The sequence below is a fragment of the Chelativorans sp. J32 genome (genome assembly GCF_000518985.1).
Classification (GTDB): Bacteria; Pseudomonadota; Alphaproteobacteria; order Rhizobiales; family Rhizobiaceae; genus Chelativorans.
This window is the reverse complement of record NZ_JAEQ01000005.1, coordinates 120363-136387: the sequence shown is the minus strand read 5'-3', so window position 1 is coordinate 136387 and position 16025 is coordinate 120363. Positions and strand designations below refer to the sequence as shown.

The 16025-nt window shown below is 62.4% G+C and carries 16 protein-coding genes; 6 read left to right on the top strand and 10 right to left on the bottom strand.

The window, feature by feature from the left end; all coding sequences use genetic code 11:
• Positions 1-175: 175 nt before the first annotated feature.
• Entirely contained in the window at positions 176-1444 is a 1269-nt protein-coding gene (locus CHEJ32_RS0109760) for an FAD-binding oxidoreductase (RefSeq protein ID WP_034658159.1), read from the bottom strand.
• 289 nt (positions 1445-1733) lie between these two features.
• Between CHEJ32_RS0109760 and CHEJ32_RS0109755 the strand changes: the two genes are divergently transcribed.
• Positions 1734-2393, top strand: coding sequence for a GntR family transcriptional regulator (locus tag CHEJ32_RS0109755; RefSeq protein WP_028033713.1), 660 nt, complete (start codon positions 1734-1736; stop codon positions 2391-2393).
• 5 nt (positions 2394-2398) lie between these two features.
• Here CHEJ32_RS0109755 and CHEJ32_RS24330 read toward each other — a convergent pair whose 3' ends face one another.
• Together CHEJ32_RS24330 and CHEJ32_RS0109745 are read right to left on the bottom strand one after the other, a co-directional pair.
• A complete protein-coding gene (locus CHEJ32_RS24330) occupies positions 2399-2719 on the bottom strand; it encodes a hypothetical protein (protein WP_034658158.1) in 321 nt (106 codons plus the stop codon).
• Positions 2720-3084: 365 nt separating this feature from the next.
• Positions 3085-4581: a CoA-acylating methylmalonate-semialdehyde dehydrogenase gene (locus tag CHEJ32_RS0109745; protein ID WP_028033712.1), complete on the bottom strand. Its 1497-nt coding sequence runs from the start codon at positions 4579-4581 to the stop codon at positions 3085-3087.
• A gap of 141 nt (positions 4582-4722) precedes the next feature.
• Between CHEJ32_RS0109745 and CHEJ32_RS0109740 the strand changes: the two genes are divergently transcribed.
• Complete coding sequence (locus CHEJ32_RS0109740; protein ID WP_028033711.1) at positions 4723-5604, top strand: LysR family transcriptional regulator; 882 nt, start codon at positions 4723-4725, stop codon at positions 5602-5604.
• On the opposite strand, the gene holA is transcribed toward CHEJ32_RS0109740, so the two are convergent.
• Genes holA through CHEJ32_RS0109715 form a run of 5 tightly spaced genes read right to left on the bottom strand, consistent with a single transcriptional unit; the run spans position 5605 to position 10586 of the window.
• A complete protein-coding gene (gene holA, locus CHEJ32_RS0109735; protein WP_028033710.1) occupies positions 5605-6642 on the bottom strand; it encodes a DNA polymerase III subunit delta in 1038 nt (345 codons plus the stop codon). It lies immediately after the preceding gene.
• A 9-nt stretch (positions 6643-6651) separates the two neighbouring features.
• Positions 6652-7623 (bottom strand): NAD(+) diphosphatase, encoded by a 972-nt coding sequence (gene nudC / locus CHEJ32_RS0109730; protein WP_028033709.1) that lies wholly within the window; start codon positions 7621-7623, stop codon positions 6652-6654.
• A gap of 2 nt (positions 7624-7625) precedes the next feature.
• A complete protein-coding gene (locus tag CHEJ32_RS0109725; RefSeq protein WP_028033708.1) occupies positions 7626-9143 on the bottom strand; it encodes a tripartite tricarboxylate transporter permease in 1518 nt (505 codons plus the stop codon).
• A gap of 16 nt (positions 9144-9159) precedes the next feature.
• Positions 9160-9645: a tripartite tricarboxylate transporter TctB family protein gene (locus CHEJ32_RS0109720; RefSeq protein ID WP_028033707.1), complete on the bottom strand. Its 486-nt coding sequence runs from the start codon at positions 9643-9645 to the stop codon at positions 9160-9162.
• Complete coding sequence (locus CHEJ32_RS0109715) at positions 9642-10586, bottom strand: tripartite tricarboxylate transporter substrate binding protein (protein WP_028033706.1); 945 nt, start codon at positions 10584-10586, stop codon at positions 9642-9644. Before CHEJ32_RS0109715 ends, CHEJ32_RS0109720 begins: the two co-directional genes overlap by 4 nt.
• Before the next feature lie 242 nt (positions 10587-10828).
• Between CHEJ32_RS0109715 and CHEJ32_RS26690 the strand changes: the two genes are divergently transcribed.
• Positions 10829-11230, top strand: coding sequence for a four-helix bundle copper-binding protein (locus CHEJ32_RS26690; RefSeq protein ID WP_084032747.1), 402 nt, complete (start codon positions 10829-10831; stop codon positions 11228-11230).
• 36 nt (positions 11231-11266) lie between these two features.
• On the opposite strand, the gene CHEJ32_RS24325 is transcribed toward CHEJ32_RS26690, so the two are convergent.
• A complete protein-coding gene (locus CHEJ32_RS24325) occupies positions 11267-11836 on the bottom strand; it encodes a hypothetical protein (protein WP_051469573.1) in 570 nt (189 codons plus the stop codon).
• Positions 11837-12111: 275 nt separating this feature from the next.
• On the opposite strand from CHEJ32_RS24325, the gene CHEJ32_RS0109700 reads away from it, so the two are divergent.
• From CHEJ32_RS0109700 to CHEJ32_RS24320, 3 genes are all read left to right on the top strand, one after another.
• Positions 12112-12303, top strand: coding sequence for a hypothetical protein (locus tag CHEJ32_RS0109700; RefSeq protein WP_028033703.1), 192 nt, complete (start codon positions 12112-12114; stop codon positions 12301-12303).
• A gap of 267 nt (positions 12304-12570) precedes the next feature.
• Positions 12571-12993 (top strand): DUF983 domain-containing protein, encoded by a 423-nt coding sequence (locus tag CHEJ32_RS0109695; RefSeq protein ID WP_028033702.1) that lies wholly within the window; start codon positions 12571-12573, stop codon positions 12991-12993.
• Positions 12994-13101: 108 nt separating this feature from the next.
• Positions 13102-14244 (top strand): AI-2E family transporter, encoded by a 1143-nt coding sequence (locus CHEJ32_RS24320; RefSeq protein WP_034658157.1) that lies wholly within the window; start codon positions 13102-13104, stop codon positions 14242-14244.
• Here CHEJ32_RS24320 and ngg read toward each other — a convergent pair.
• Positions 14241-16025, bottom strand: a complete 1785-nt coding sequence (gene ngg / locus CHEJ32_RS0109685; RefSeq protein WP_028033701.1) for an N-acetylglutaminylglutamine synthetase — start codon at positions 16023-16025, stop codon at positions 14241-14243. The two genes, CHEJ32_RS24320 and ngg, sit on opposite strands and share 4 nt — an antisense overlap.

Here is a 16025-nt window from a genome sequence, read left to right as displayed (position 1 = left end):
TCAACGGCAGGTTTTATCTCAACCTTCGAAGAACCTCCTCCCAATGACTACCTCCAGAATATATTCTTGCGCTTAGAGGGCTGCTTTTGCAACCGAGATACTGCAGCGAACGACCGTCCTGGGACCGCTCGCAAAAGGCGCGTGTCAGCAGCGGTCCGGCGCATCGCACGGTCCATCATCTCCGACGAAAACGGCTCGCCGCGAAGGGACTGAGGTCGATGGGAAGAGGGCGCTCCAGAAGAATATCGCGGATGATCCTGCCCGTGGCCGCGGCCTGGGTGAGACCGAAATGGCCGTGGCCGAAGGCATAGAGCACGCACGGTTCTCTCCGTGAGCGGCCGAGCACCGGCAGCGAATCGGGCATGGAGGGCCGGTAACCCATCCACTGCCGGCCACCGCTTGTCTTCAACCCCGGCAGGAAACGGCTCGCCTTGTCCAGCATCGCCCGAGACCGCGCAAAGTTGGGCGGGCGCTTGAGACCGCCCAGTTCCACTGCGCCGCCGATGCGAAGCCCCGTTTCAAGCGGGGTGATCCCGAAGCCGTGGCGCGGAAAGACGAGCTGATGGCGCAGGTCGAACGAATCCGCCGGGAGCGTCGTCGTATAGCCGCGCTCCGTCTCCAAAGGGACCCGGTCGCCGAAAGCCGCCGCGAAGGGCCGGGACCACGCACCGGCTGCAATGATGAGCGTGTTGCAGGAGAATTTCTCGCCGTTGGAGGCGGCGACGGTGATTTTTCCTGCCTCGCATGTCACGTTATCTGCGCTCAACGGCATGAGGCGGGCACCGTGAACCTCGGCATGGGCCCAGATGGCATGCCCTAACCGCTGCGGATCAGAGACGGTTTTCCAGCTCGGCAGGAAGGTGGCCCGGACGAATCTTTTGGAAAGGCCCGGCTGATATCCGGCGATTTCGTCTCCCGTTAGATGCTGAAACGGGATGTGGAAGCGGCGGCGCAGCTTCCAGCTTTCCTCCCCAGCCTGAAACTCCTCCTCGGTTTCATAGAGCTCCAGACATCCGTCCTCGCGCAGCATGTCTTTCAATCCGAGCCGGCCGATCAAACTCATCCACTCGCGTTCTGCCAGGGCCATCATGGATGCTTGGGCAGAGACAGCGGCTTCGAAATACTCCGCGCGACCAGCGTTCAGAAATCGGCGCAGCCAGGGCAGAATCCTCGGCAGATAGCTCGGCGGGATGGAGAGTGGACCAAGCGGGTCCCTGAGCCAATGGGGGATTTCGGAGAGCACATTTTGATGTGTGACCGGGAGGATATCAGAGAAGGCGAGCGCGCCTGCGCTGCCCGCACTGGTCTCCTCGCAGATGCCGGAACGGTCGAGCACGAGGACTCGCTTGCCGCTCTCGGCCAGATAGGCGGCAATACAAATGCCGATGATTCCACCGCCGATGATGACGACCTCGCAGTCCTGCGATGGCCTGCGGCTCTGCATGTCAGTGCATGCTCCAATCTCGGAGCTGGGCCTTCACCACGACGTGTCTGTTCCTTGCCACGGTGCCCGCGAATGACCTCGCTCGCCCGGCCGGGCGCGAAGCTGGTTGTCGCCAAGCGGCCCCTCGCGCCAGCGCGATCCAATGTCGATCACTGATATGGATATGGCCGCCAGTTTTGTACTCCATAAGGGGTGGCTTTGATATATCAGGTGTATATAACAGCCCGTCTCGTGCTTTGTGAAGTATAATCACCGACTGATACATCATTGGAGATTCCGCGGCTTAGCCATGCCGGTTCAACTCAAGAGACAATCCCCGGGGCCGGTTGCTGCCAAGGCTTATGACCAGCTTGAAAGAATGATCGTGACGCTGGAGCTTGCTCCCGGCTCCGTCACGACCGAAGGGGCTTTGATCGACAGTCTTGGCCTCGGCCGCACCCCTGTCCGGGAGGCGATCCAACGGCTGGCATGGGAAGGATTGGTGGAGGTTCGCCCGCGGGCAGGCCTTGCGATCGCGCCGCTCAATCGCACGGACTGGGTCAAGATCATCGATGCCCGCTACAACGTCGAGGTGCTGCTCGCCCGCTCGGCGGCACGCTATGCCACCGGCCCGGCGGTCGCCCACTTCCATGAGGCCGCACTACGCATGGAAAGGGCGGTCGTGTCGGGTGATCCCGTCAATTTCCTGGAAGCGGATAAGCTGGTCGACGAGGTCTTGGCTGAGACTGCCGACAATCCCTACGCAGCGAAGCTCGCAGCGCCGTTGCAGACCCATTGCCGCCGATTCTGGTACCGCTTCCAGACGGGGCCGGACTTGGCCCACGCAGCAGAGCGACACGTGCGGCTGATCCGCGCCATCGTCGATCGCAACGAAGATGATGCCGGAGGCGAGGCGGAGGCCTTGATGAGCCTGCTGCGCAAGCACGCCGAGAGTGTCGCCCGCCTCTGATTCCGTTACACGCCCTCGCCGACGAGTCTCGTGAAGGTATCGTCCCACCCTTCACCGGCCGCCACAATGCAGCTCGTACCGTTGGTATCGGTCGTCAGAATCGTCCATGTGCCCTGATCCGACGCGAAAACTTCCATCACCGCCTGATCGCCGAGCAGGCCGACCGCTTTCTGGCTTTCCCGGTACTGGGCGCCAAGCTGGGCAACGAGATCCTTGCGCGGAGCGCAGACGTCGCCGCTCTGGCTCGTGGCCTGCTGAGCGCCCGTAAAGAGTGCGACCGATGCCACCGCCGCCAAGCCGAATGCGGCTCGAAGCGCCTTCGTCATGTCTCTACCTCCTGCCACCGCCAGGGATCTATTTGGCCCGTAAGGCGGCTATCTTATCTCCGCACTCCGGCGGATTTCTCGATGTCGTTAACGATGGAGATTGGAAGCTGTTCCACCGACCATCATAGAATCGACGCCCGGCGGTAACGTTTTTGCGAGGTGCTCAGGCCCGGGCCGGGGGCCTGGCGCATCATAGGAATGACGAACTTTGCGCCATCCTGGAAATCCGCTGCACGCCCATGGAGGCGGCAAGCCGGCCCCGGGGACGTGCAGAAAAAGCCGCGCCGGGCGTGCCTAGCGCATCGTTCTGGTGACGAACTCTGCCCCGCCGCACGGCAAACAGGCGAGGCACCCTCTTCGGCTGCCTAGCGCATCGTAGGAATGACGAACTCCGCACCATCCTTGATGCCCGAAGGCCAGCGGGAGGTGACCGTTTTCGTCTTGGTATAGAAGCGGAAGGCGTCCGGACCGTGCTGGTTGAGATCGCCGAATGCCGACGCTTTCCACCCGCCAAAGGTATAGTAGGCGATAGGCACCGGGATCGGCACGTTGATGCCGACCATACCGACATCGACCCGTGCGGCGAAATCGCGGGCGGCATCGCCGTCGCGGGTGAAGATCGCGACGCCGTTGCCATATTCGTGATCGTTGGGCAGGCGGAGCGCCTCCTCATAACTGTTGGCGCGCACGACAGAGAGAACAGGGCCGAAGATCTCTTCCTTGTAGATGCGCATGTCCGGCGTCACCTCGTCGAACAGGCAGCCGCCCATATAGAAGCCGTTCTCATAGCCCTGCATCCGGAAATTCCGGCCGTCGACCACGAGCTTGGCGCCTTCCTGGACTCCAAGATCGACATAGCCCTTGACGCGCTCCAGCGCTTCCTTCGTGACCAGCGGGCCGAAATCGGCAGTGGCGTCCGTGGACGGTCCGACCTTCAGGCTCTCAACACGGGGGATCAGGCGCTCGACCAGCCGGTCCGCCGTTTCCTTGCCCACCGGCACGGCAACGGAAACTGCCATGCAGCGCTCGCCTGCCGAGCCATATCCTGAGCCGATCAGAGCATCGACAGTCTGATCCATGTCGGCGTCGGGCATGATGATCAGGTGGTTCTTCGCGCCCCCAAAGCATTGCGCGCGCTTACCGCTCGCTGCCGCGCGGCTGTAAATATACTTGGCGATCGGGGTCGAGCCGACGAAGCCCACCGCCTGGATGTCCGGGTCGTCAAGGATGGCATCCACGGCTTCCTTATCCCCGTTGACGACATTGAGGACGCCTTCGGGGAGGCCGGCTTCGACAAAGAGTTCTGCAAGACGCATCGGCACGCTCGGGTCCCGCTCCGAGGGCTTCAGGATGAAGGCGTTGCCGCAGGCGATCGCCGGGGCGATCTTCCACAGCGGAATCATGGCGGGAAAGTTGAAGGGCGTAATCCCGGCCACCACGCCCAGGGGCTGGCGCATGGAATAGGTATCGATGCCCGGCCCCGCACCTTCGGTATATTCACCCTTCATCATATGCGGTGCGCCGATGCACACTTCGACGACTTCGAGGCCGCGCTGGATGTCGCCCTTGGCGTCGAGAATGGTTTTGCCGTGCTCGCGTGCAAGGAGTTCGGCAAGCGAGTCGTATTCCTTGTGCACCAGCTCCAGGAATTTCATGAGAACGCGAACCCGTCGCTGCGGGTTGGTGGCGCCCCAGGCGGGCTGCGCGGCCTTGGCGTTCTCCACTGCCTGCCGCACTTCCGCTGCGGAGGCCAGCGCCACCTTCGCGCGCACCGAGCCGTCCATGGGCTGCATCACGTTTTGCGAGCGGCCGCTCGTACCGGCAACCCGCTTGCCGCCGATGAAATGACCGATCTCCTCCATGAGAGTCTCTCCCTAGATTGGCTGTTGAGGGATTGTCCCGCTTTGGACGGGCGATTGCAACGCGAGGAAAATCGAATCGGTTGTGCGAAAATTGAAGCACTGTTACGAAGATGCGTGCGCAAAATAACTTAGGCGCTGTCCATGAACTGGGACGATATCCGTATTTTTCTCGCCGTTGCGCGCGCCGGACAGATACTTGGCGCAGCCAAGCGGCTTGGCCTCAACCACGCCACCGTCTCCCGGCGCGTTGCTTCTCTTGAACAGGAGGCTGGCGCCAAGCTCTTCCGGAGGCTCACCACCGGCAGCGAATTGACGCTCGCCGGCGAGCGTCTGCTGGCGGTGGCAGAACGCATGGAAGCGGATGTGATTTCCGCGCGTGCCGAGATCGCCGGTGAGGGAGAGGACATTTCGGGGACGGTGCGCGTAGGAGCGCCCGATGGTTTCGGCGTGGCTTTCCTCGCGCCCAGGCTGTGGCGACTGAACGAGCGCCATCCGGGCCTGTCGATCCAACTCGTGCCGGTGCCGCGTTCCCTTTCGCTCTCGCGGCGGGAGGCGGACATCGCCATCACGGTCGACCGGCCGACGGAAGGGCGGCTTGTTGCTGCCAAGCTGATCGACTATTCGCTCGGACTTTTCGCCTCGAGAGCTTACGTCGCCGAGCATGGCCTGCCAGAGGACGCGGCGGCTCTGGGCCGGCATCGACTCGTTGGTTACGTTCCGGATCTCGTCTTCAGCCCGACCCTCGACTATGCGGCAGAAATTTCCGAACACTGGAATGCCGCGTTCGCGGTTTCCTCCGCCATGGGCCAAGTGGAAGCAGTACGCGCCGGTGCGGGAATCGGGATCCTGCACAGCTTCATTGCACGAGGCATGGACGGTCTGGTCGCAGTGCCTTTCGCTCGACCGATCCATCGCAGCTACTGGATCGTCTATCACGAATCCATGAGGTTAACCCGGCAGATTCAGGTGGCCGCTGCCTTCATCGCCGAAATCGTGGCGCAGGAACGCAGGATCTTCGCCTGATCATCGCTTTGCACGCGCGCCCTCGATTGCGAGAGCGAGAAGCGCCTGCCGGCTGATGGACTCGGCCACGGCCGGATGCTGCCGCGATTTGAGAATCGCTCCCTGCAGCCGCTCCGCCGCCCCCTGGAGCATCGTTTGGTTCCAGCGCTGGACCGTTTGCTCGACAGCAGAACGCCGAGCGAAGAAAACGGGAGGGCGGGCGGAAGCCACCGCAGCCGCTGGCGACTTTCCCTGTGCTTCCACCTGCTCACGCATGAGCTGGAGCGCCTGCACGTGCCGCAAGGCTGCGGAAAGTATGAGGAAGGCTGGATTTCCGCCGGCCAGGTGGCGGGAGAACAGATTGTCGAAATCGGCGATCCGGCCCGTCATGACGGCATCGACCGCCTCGTCCGTGCTGATACCGGAGACATCGCCGATAAGCGCTCGTATGTCGTCAGCGGTCACTTCGCCCGAGCCGGCGCAATAAAGCGAAAGCTTTTCGAGCTCGCCACGGGTGGCGAGCCGGTCGCCGCCGAGATTGGACTTGAGCAGATGCCGGGCGTCGAGGGAGATCGTCAGTTTCGCCTTCGAGAGCACGTCATCGATCACGGCATCGATGCTGCGCGCGTCGTCGCTGTAGCATGGAAGGGCAATCGCCCGACCACCACGCTCCACCGTGGTGCGCAAGGCGGCATTTTTCTTCAGGTCGCCCGCTTCGATCAGCACCAGCGAGTCCGTCGGCGGCTCCTCCACCAGCGCCGCAATGTCGGCTGTGATCGCGCTCTGGCTGCCGACGCCGCGAACCCAGACCAGCCGGCGATCCGCAAACATCGGTACAGTGCGCGCCTCGTCCAGCAGACGCCCGGGCTGATCCGCTTCGGCTGCGTCGATCTTGATCACCGAGAAGGGATCATCGAGCGGCAACCCGCTCTTCTGGGCGAAGAGCCGTGCGCGCTCCGATACGAGGCCGCGATCCGGGCCATAAAGGAGCACCACGGCTATATTTGGATCCGGCCGTGCCAGCCAGCCGTCGACTTCATGCGCTTTTTTCTGAGCCATGGCTGAGAACTAAGCGCCGAACGCGTCGCTGTGAAGGCGCTCGCCTGCCCAATCCGAAATAAGGCGGTGCGCGATGCTGCCTTCCGGCGGAACAGACGGGCCTTCCTCCGCGGGGCGTGAAAGCATCTCGCGGATCTCCGAGCGCGAAAACCAGCGGCAATCGTCGAGCTCGGAACTGTCGAACCGGATCTCCTCCGAAAGGGCTTCGCCGTAGCAGCCGATCATCAGGGTATGCGGAAAAGGCCAGGGCTGGCTTGCATGGTAACGCACACGACCAAGCCTGATGCCCGACTCCTCCAAGGTCTCGCGGCGAACCGCATCCTCGATCGTCTCGCCCGGCTCCAGGAAGCCTGCAAGGCAGGAGAACATGCCCGGCCGGAAATGGGGGCTGCGTCCGAGCAGGCACCGGTCGCTCTTTTCGTCTACCGTGAGCATGATGACCACGGGGTCCGTACGCGGGAAGAACTCCTTCGCGCAGTTTGCGCAAGCGCGACGGTACCCGCCGCCCTTGGCATCCGTTTCGCCACCGCAGAAGCCGCAATGAAGAGCGGATCGGTTCCAGGCAAGCAGGCTCGCTCCTTGCGCCACTTCGCCGAGCTCCTCGGGCGGGAGGAGATGCTGCTGGTAGACCGAGCGGTAATCGAGCGCCTTGATCGCGGCCGGCACTGCTTCAACGGTGGCCTTCAGCGGCATCATCAGGCGCGGCTCGCCCGTTCTTCTATAGCCGAGGAGAATGGCCGCTGCGGGTTCTGGTTCGAGCGACTGCAGCTCGCTCAACGTGAAGAGGGGCTGGGCCTTGTCCGCTTCGAACTTGATCAGCAGACGGCCTTCCGCGCTCGCGTAAAAAGCCGCGCGCGGGTCGGCAAGCGCTTCCTCGAGACATCCCTCCGGCCGTTGCTCGGATCGCCGGTCGAGCGTGTTGCCCGCAAAGGCGGTAAGCCTGCTTGCTTCGCCGGCCATCTCCTCGAACAAGGATCTCATCCTCAATCCTCGCTCGCGCCGAGCTGCGCGAGTGCCTGGCCCTTGCCGCGCGCCCGGAGAATAAGCGGGATCACCACGGCTGCGAGCGCGAGGAGGAGCAAAACGATGGCTATCGGCGAGCCGACGAGGATCGAGGGGTCGCCCTGGCTGATCGCGAGCGCCCGGCGCAATTGCTGTTCGGCCAGCGGCCCGAGGATCAGCCCGACCACCACCGGCGCGATCGGATAGCCGAAGCGTCGGAGGACATAGCCAAGCAGCCCGAACACCAGGAGCATGCCAAGCTCGAAGGGCGAGGGGTTGGCCCCGATCGTGCCCAAGGTCGCGAATACGAGAATGCCTGCATAGAGCCAGGGCGCGGGAATGGCGAGAAGCCGCACCCAGAGACCGATCAGCGGCAGGTTCAGGACAAGCAGCATGAAATTCGCGACCAGCAAGCTGGCGATCAATCCCCAGACGAGCTGCGGGTTGTTGGCGAAGAGCAGCGGGCCCGGTTGCAAGCCGAATTGCTGGAATCCCGCAAGCATGATGGCGGCGGTAGCCGTGGTGGGAAGCCCCAGTGTCAGCAGCGGCACCAAGGTTCCGGCAGCGGAGGCATTGTTTGCGGCTTCTGGTCCTGCAACGCCCTCGATCGCTCCATGGCCGAACTCCTCGGGCTTCTTGGCCAGCTGCTTTTCCATCGAATAGGAAAGGAAGGTGCCGATCTCCGCGCCGCCGGCGGGCATGGCTCCAATCGGGAAGCCGACGGCCGTTCCACGCAGCCAGGGTTTCCAGGAGCGCGCCCAATCCTCGCGGTTCATCCACACCGATCCCTTGACCGGCACGATGGTTTGGCCGGCCGCGGTCCGGGATGAGGCGACGGTCAGAGCCTCGCCCACCGCGAAGAGGGCGACGGCAAGGGTCGTCACCTCAATGCCGTCGAGCAGGTCCGGGATGCCGAAGGCAAGACGTGCCTGCCCGGTCTGCAGATCAATGCCGATCAGACCGAGCGTCAGGCCGATGAAGAGAGCGGTCAGTCCCCGTAGCGTCGATTCACCGAAGGCCGCGGAGACCGTCATGAAGGCGAGCACCATCAGGGCAAAATATTCAGCCGGCCCGAAAGAAAGTGCGATGCTCACGATCCATGGCGCCACGAAGGCGAGTCCGATCGTGGCGATCAGGCCGGCGATGAAGGAGCCGATAGCAGCGGTGGCAAGCGCGGGTCCACCGCGCCCGGCCCGCGCCATCTTGTTGCCTTCCAGCGCGGTGACGATGGAAGCGCTTTCGCCAGGCGTGTTGAGCAGGATCGAGGTGGTGGATCCGCCGTACATGCCGCCATAGTAGATGCCGGCGAACATGATTAGCGAGCCGGCGGGGTCGAGCTTATAGGTGACTGGAAGGAGCAGCGCGACGGTAAGCGCCGGGCCGATCCCCGGCAAAACCCCGACCGCCGTGCCGAGCGTCACACCAATAAGGGCATAGAGCAGATTGGTCGGCTCAATGGCGGTCAGTAATCCCTGGGCGAGGAGGGCGAATGTATCCATCGGTTTTTGTCCGAGGTCAGAACAGGCGTTCGAGCGGTCCCGCCGGAAGGGACAGCTGCAGGAGCTTTGCGAAGATGAGCCAGACCACCAAGGCAAGCACGATGCCGACGGGCACCGTCAGCCAGAGCGGGCCGCGACCCAGTCCCCGCGCCGTGGCCGCGAAGAGCAGGCCCGTGGCGATCGAGAACCCGGCGGTCTTCAGAAGAAGCATCTGCGCCACCAAGCCTCCGACAATCCAGGCAAGCGGGCCCAGCTGCTGTGGCTCACGCTCCGGAAAGTCGCCGCGCCAAGCGGCGATCGCCGTCCAGATCGCGAGGACGAAAAGCCCCGTTGCTATGACATAGGGGAAGGTGGTCGGGCCGATGCGCGCGTAACCGCCTCCAATGGCACCGCCACCAGTGCTCCACGCGATCACACCAGCCGCAAAGGCGAGCATCACCGCAATGACGAGCGCCGCCCAATCCGGGCGGCGCCCTGCGCCGGATCCGCGCCCCAGGCTCATTTTACCAGGCCGATCTCTTTCAAGATTGCTTGGGTGGAATCGATGTCTTTCTGCAGTTCCGCCTTGAACGCGTCGCCTGCCAGATAGGTGTTCGCCCAGCCCTTGTCTTGGAGGATTTTCTGCCAGCTGGGCGAGTTCACCATCTTCTCGATATCGGCGGTGATGGCAGCCGTCTGCTCTTGCGTCAGGTCAGGAGCTGCTGCGACCATGCGCCAGTTCTGAATGGCAACGTCCACGCCGGATTCCTTGAAGGTGGGGGCGTCGATGCCTTCCACCCGCTCCTCGCTCGAGACGCCGATCAGGCGCAACTGGCCGGCCTGGATCTGCGATTCGAACTCGCCATAGCCGGAAATTCCTACCGTGACCTGCCCGCCGAGGATGGCGGCCAAGGCCTCGCCACCGCCGGAGAAGGCAATGTAATTGACCTTGGTGGGGTCGACGCCGATCGCCTTCGCGACCAGGCCGGCGGTGATATGATCGGTGCCGCCGGCAGAGCCGCCGCCCCAGGAGACGGCGCCCGGATCCGCCTTCAGCTTCTCCACCAGGCCTGCCATGTCCTGGATGTCCGAATTGGCGGGCACCACGATCACCTCATATTCACCGGTCAGGCGAGCAATGGGCGTGACCTGCTCAAGCGTAACCGGAGAACTGTTTGTCAGGATAGCACCGACCATCACATAGCCGCCGACAATGAGCTGCGAGGGGTCGCCCTTGGCTTGATTTACGAACTGAGCAAGGCCGATGGTGCCGCCAGCGCCAGGCACATTCACCACCTGCACGCTGTTTGAGATTTTTTCGTCCTGCAGCGCCGTCTGCATCGCGCGCGCTGTCTGGTCCCAGCCGCCGCCCGGCGCTGCCGGCGCCATGATCCTGTAGTCTGCGGCATAGGCGGGCAGAGCCAGCACGCCGGCGATAACGGTTCCCAGAACAAACTGTTTCACGGGAAATCCTCCCTTTGTCTCGCTTGGTCTACGAGGCCGGTGCGAATGCTACCCGGTCCTTGTCTCTCTCAATCATCAGGACAATAGCAGGGAATGCCGCCACAGGCGACCGCCCCCGCATCTACTGCGGTAGCCCAGACCTCCGCCGATTGGCAAGCGGTCATTTGGTTGAAGCTTGCCGGGAACAAAGACGTAAGCGCGAGATTGGAAAACGGCGCAGGAAGGACCAAGGAGAAGACCCAATGCATGTTCAGGAAATGATCAGCGCCCATCCGGACGTCCAAGGCGGCATGGCCGACAGGCTGCTGCGTTGCATCGAGGAATGCTATAATTGCGCCCAGACCTGCACGGCATGTGCGGATGCCTGCCTGGCCGAATCGTCGGTCGACATGCTGAAGCAGTGCATCCGGCTCGACCTGGATTGTGCGGATGTCTGCACGGCCACCGGCGCGCTCGCCTCCCGCCGCACGGGCCGGAATGCGGATGTGCTGAGGGCAATGATCCAGGTTTGCGAGCAGGCCTGCCGCACCTGCGCGGACGAGTGCCGCAAGCATGCGGATCATCACGAGCATTGCCGAATCTGTGCCGAGGTCTGCCTCAGTTGCGCGCAGGCCTGCCGTGAAGCGATCGCCGACGTGCACTGACCATCTCGTGCAACGAGCTTTACCAAATGCCGGGCATCAGTCCGGCATGCAGCTTTCCGGTACGCTCTCCTCGAGCTTCTTCGTAGATTTCTTCAGCGAACCGCTGGAGATCGACATTGGGCGGAAAGGAGGCGCCTCCTGATTGAGCGGAGCTGCCATGGAAATCTCGTAGCAGCCACCGAAGACCTCCTTCTTCCCATCATAGGTTTCCGCCTCGATGGCGACCGGCTGGTGCCAATAAAGCACTCCGGCGCCCGGGTCTCCTTCGGCCGGTCCTGTCACCAGCTTGATGGCCTTCGTGTTCTCATAACCGCCAACCCAAGTTCCGAAATCCGGCTGGTTGCCATCGGAATAGTAGCTGAAAGCGCGCGAGAACTCCCCTCTGTTGATCGCATTGTAGAAGGATTCGATCAGCGCCTCTGACGTGCTCCGGTCATCCTTGTAATCGGGGATATTGTTGAGGTCCTTGCGCGCAAGAACGCGGTCGACCGCGTCGAAGGCCTGTTCCGTAGCCTCTCGAGACTGCGCGAATGCGGGAGCTGCACAGAACAGGCCTGTTATGGCCAGAACGAATGGTATCGATGAAGATCGATGACTGTCCGACATAGAACCACTTCCTCGTGCGGATCAAAGAGCCCTGAGCGTAAGCCGCCATTCCTAAGCCGAGCTTACCAGCAGATGCCCCCTTTTTAAGCGCCGTGCGGCACAAAAGGACGCCTGTAAGTTGTTGAATCCACGCATTAGTGGCTTCCGGAAACCGATTCCGGTGTCGGGCCGAAGCTGTAGCTGCCGCATCACATCGAATCCGAGGCTCTCTGGTTTAACTGCCGTCATCCGGAACCGTCGCGATTTCCGGCAGTTTGCCGAAAAAGGAGACGGCTATGGGTGACGACAAAACCTTTACCAGTCCTGAGGAACGCGCGCGGGTATCGGGCGGCGAAAACCCAGATATCCGGCACTTGGCGGAACGTTACGGCATCTCGCTGGAGCAGGCGCGCGATCTGTGGGAACGCTGCGGCGACGATCAGCCCCTTCTCGAACGAGAAATACAGAAGCTGAAGCGCGAGGGTTGATGGCGCTGGCCTCCACGCGTCAAGGCGGAGCAGGCAGGCTTCAAGGATCGTAGGCCATCCGAAAGCCCACATTGCTGGCGGCGGAATCGGCTGTGAGTGCCGAGCGTGGCGCGATGCGGTACCGGTAACAATAGCTGATGTGGCAGAGGAACAGCCTCAAGCAATAGGCGAAATAGCGACTGATCGACACGCGTCAGATCGCCGGGTTGTGCTTTCCAGGTCCTGGAACGAATTGCTGAGCTGGCGGTTCAGCCTGGAGACGATCTCATGAGCACTGGCGAATACAAGGAAACCGAAGTTCCAGCCTTGACGGGCATCATGGGCCGATGCCCGAGATGCCAGAAGGGTCACCTCTTTCGTGGGTATTTGCAACTGGCGCAGCGGTGCGAAGTTTGCGGGCTCGACTATGGCTTTGCCGATCCCGCGGATGGGCCTGCATTTTTCGCGATGACCCTTGCGGCTGTCCCGGCGCTTGCCTTCGGGGTTTGGTTTCAGACCAGCTTCGGACTGCCTTTGTGGGTGCATGTCATCACCACGGTGCCACTGACGATCCTGTGCTGCATGGCGCTGTTGCGTCCGCTGAAAGGCTGGCTCGTGTGTTCGCAATATTTCCACAAGGCGGAAGAAGGTTCTATCGACCGTGAATGGCATGCGGAGCGAGCCAAGGCGCGTCAGCGCGAGCAAAAGTAATCCCGACTGGCGAACCTGGGCCGTTTAGCGGGGCCCGGCCGGAACCGAGCATGAGATTTCGCGTTCCCAGAAATCGGCGCATTGCCTCAGGGTCTGGGAGGAGATCAAATGACGGGCGCTCCGTCGGGAGGACAAAGGCCACGGGAGCAGGACGGCGAGCAACATCCCTATGATGAGTATCGCGGCAACCGTTATCTCCTCATCGGGATTTTCCTGATCCTCTTTGTCCTAGGCCTCTATTTCGCTCGGGACTTCTTCATGCCGGTGATGCTCGCCTTTCTTCTGGCGATGACACTCACCCCGATCGTGCGCTTCCTAGGCAAACGCGGCATACCTGCAGCGGTCTCCGCAACGCTTCTTGTCCTCGCTTCCTGGAGCGTGATCGGCATCATCGTCTATTCGATGAGCGGCCCAGTCATCGACATGATCAACGACGCTCCGCGCATTGGAAACGAGCTGCGCGAGCGTGTGAGCCAGATCCGCCGTCCGCTCGAACAGGTTATGGATGCTTCCGAGGAGATCCAGCAAGCAGCCGACACGGCCCGCGAGCCGGATGTTCAAAGAGTTGTCATCGCCCAGCCCGGAATCATCTCGCGCGCGGCAGGCAATCTGCTATCCGTCGCCACCACCGTCGGCGTAACGCTCGTACTGTCCCTTTTCCTGCTGGCGTCGGGAACGCTGTTGTACGAAAAGATCATCCAGTCCTTCGGCAGGCTAAGCGACAAGAAACGGGCCTTGCGAATCGTGTTCGACGTCGAGCGGGAGGTGTCTCGTTATCTTCTGACGATCGCGCTCATCAACACTGGGCTGGGTGTAGCTGTGGGCGCCGGACTGTGGGGGCTCGGTGTTCCCAACGCCCTGGTATGGGGCGTGGCCGCCGCCTTGCTCAACTTCCTGCCCTATGTGGGCGCGGTGGTCACCTTCTCCCTCGTCGCAGCTATTTCTTTGGTCACGTTCGACAATCTCTACTACGCAATTCTGCCGCCGCTTTACGTCGTGCTCTGCAATATCATCGAGGGCCAGTTCCTGACGCCCGTCGTGCTCGGCAGGCGGCTTGAGCTCAACGCGGTCGCTATCTTTATCGCCGTGGCTTTCTGGTCGTGGCTTTGGGGCCTCGTAGGGGCTCTGCTAGCCGTGCCTCTCCTGGTCGTTATCAAAGTCTTCTGCGATCATTTTGAGGGGCTCCGGCACGTGGCCAATTTCCTTGCTGCGCAGAGTCAGGTCGACATTGCAGAGGACGAACCCCATTAGTGCGCGCCTTGGAGCCGCGACTGCGGAAACAGCAGATCCACGAAACGTTGGGCGGTTGGCTGCGGCTCGTGATTGGCGAGCCCCGGTCGCTCGTTGGCTTCAATGAAGACATAGTCCGGCATGGTCGGCGACTTGACCATGAGATCGATGCCCGTGACCGGGATATCGATGGCGCGCGCGGCTCGGCAGGCAGCGTCGACGAGCGCCGGATGAACGATCTCCGTTACATCATGGATCGACCCGCCGGTGTGCAGGTTGGCAGCCTTGCGCACCAACACCTCCTCGCCCTTTGCCGGAACCGTATCGAGGGTGTGGCCCGTAGAGGCGAGGCAGCGTATGGTCTCCTCATCGATCGGAATGACGCTTTCGCCCCCGGTCGCTGCGGCCCGCCGTCGTGACTGCTGCTCTATCAGTTCCCTCAGTGTCTTTCGTCCATCACCGACCACACAAGGCGGCCGGCGGACCGCGGCGGCCACCACCTCGCCGCCTATGACAACGAGGCGGAGATCTTCGCCGTCGAAGCAGGCCTCGATCAGCACGCGGTCGCTCACCTCGCGTGCCTTTTCCAACGCGCTTCTCACATCCTCCATCGTTGTAAGCCCGACGGAAACGCCTCGACCCTGTTCGCCCCGGGCCGGCTTCACGACAAGCTTCTCATGCTTCGTCAGAAAATCTTCGAGTTCGGCGTCGTCACCTGCCACGATTTGCTCGGGCACTTCGAGCCCCGCCTTCTCGACCACGCGCCGGGTCACCGCTTTGTCGTCACATATGGAGACGGCCACGCCCGATGTAAGCTCTGAAAGGCTCTCCCGGCAGTGGATGGTGCGGCCGCCATGGGATAGGCGAAAGAAGCCGCCGGCGCCGTCCGTTACTTCGATATGCACCCCACGCCGCCGCGCCTCGTCCACGATGATCCGGGCATAGGGATTGAGTTCATCATAGTGTTCGATGGGTGCTGAAAAGAGCTTCTCGTTGATCGGGTTCTTGCGCTTGACCGTGAAGATCGGCACGCGCTGAAAGCCAAGTTTCTCGTATAGGCGGATGGCCTGGTCGTTGTCGTGCAGCACGGAAAGGTCGAGATAAGCCGCTCCGCGCGCCTGGAAGTGTTCGGCAAGGCGCCGCACCAGCATTTCGCCGATCCCGGGATGGCGCGATTGTGGGTCGACGGCAAGGCACCAGAGGGACGAGCCGCGCTCGGGGTCACTGAACAGCCGATGGTGATCCACCCCCGTTACGGTTCCGATGATATCGCCAGTCACCTCCTCCTCCGCAACAAGATAGGTCAGCGAGCGGCTGTCCCGCTTCGACCAGAAGAAATCGGGCGCGACCGGCACCATGCCCCGCGCGGCATAGATGGCATTGACGGCCTTCGCGTCGGCCTCGGAGGCAAGCCGCCGGATGAAGAAGCCCTTCGGCTGACGCCTGCTCGCCCTATACGTGGACAGGTCGAGGCGGTAGGTATGGGACGGATCAAGGAAAGCCTCGCCGGGCGCGAGCCTCAAAAGCACATGCGGATCGCGCACGTAGAAGGCGATGTCGCGCTGGTTATCCGCCTCTTCGCGGAGCGCCTCGATGATCTCCTGGTTGTTCGGATATGTCTGGGCGAAGATCAGCTGGCCCCAACCGCAATCGAGCGCGACGGACCTGCGCATGGGCTCCGCTTCTCCGGCCATTTCGATGGGCGCCTTGGTGTGCGCGCGTAGCCTTCGCAGACGATGGTCGAGGGCCTTGTCGCTCCGGCCGGTGTTTCCTTTCCTGCCCGCGCCAAGAGGTTTTGTCAT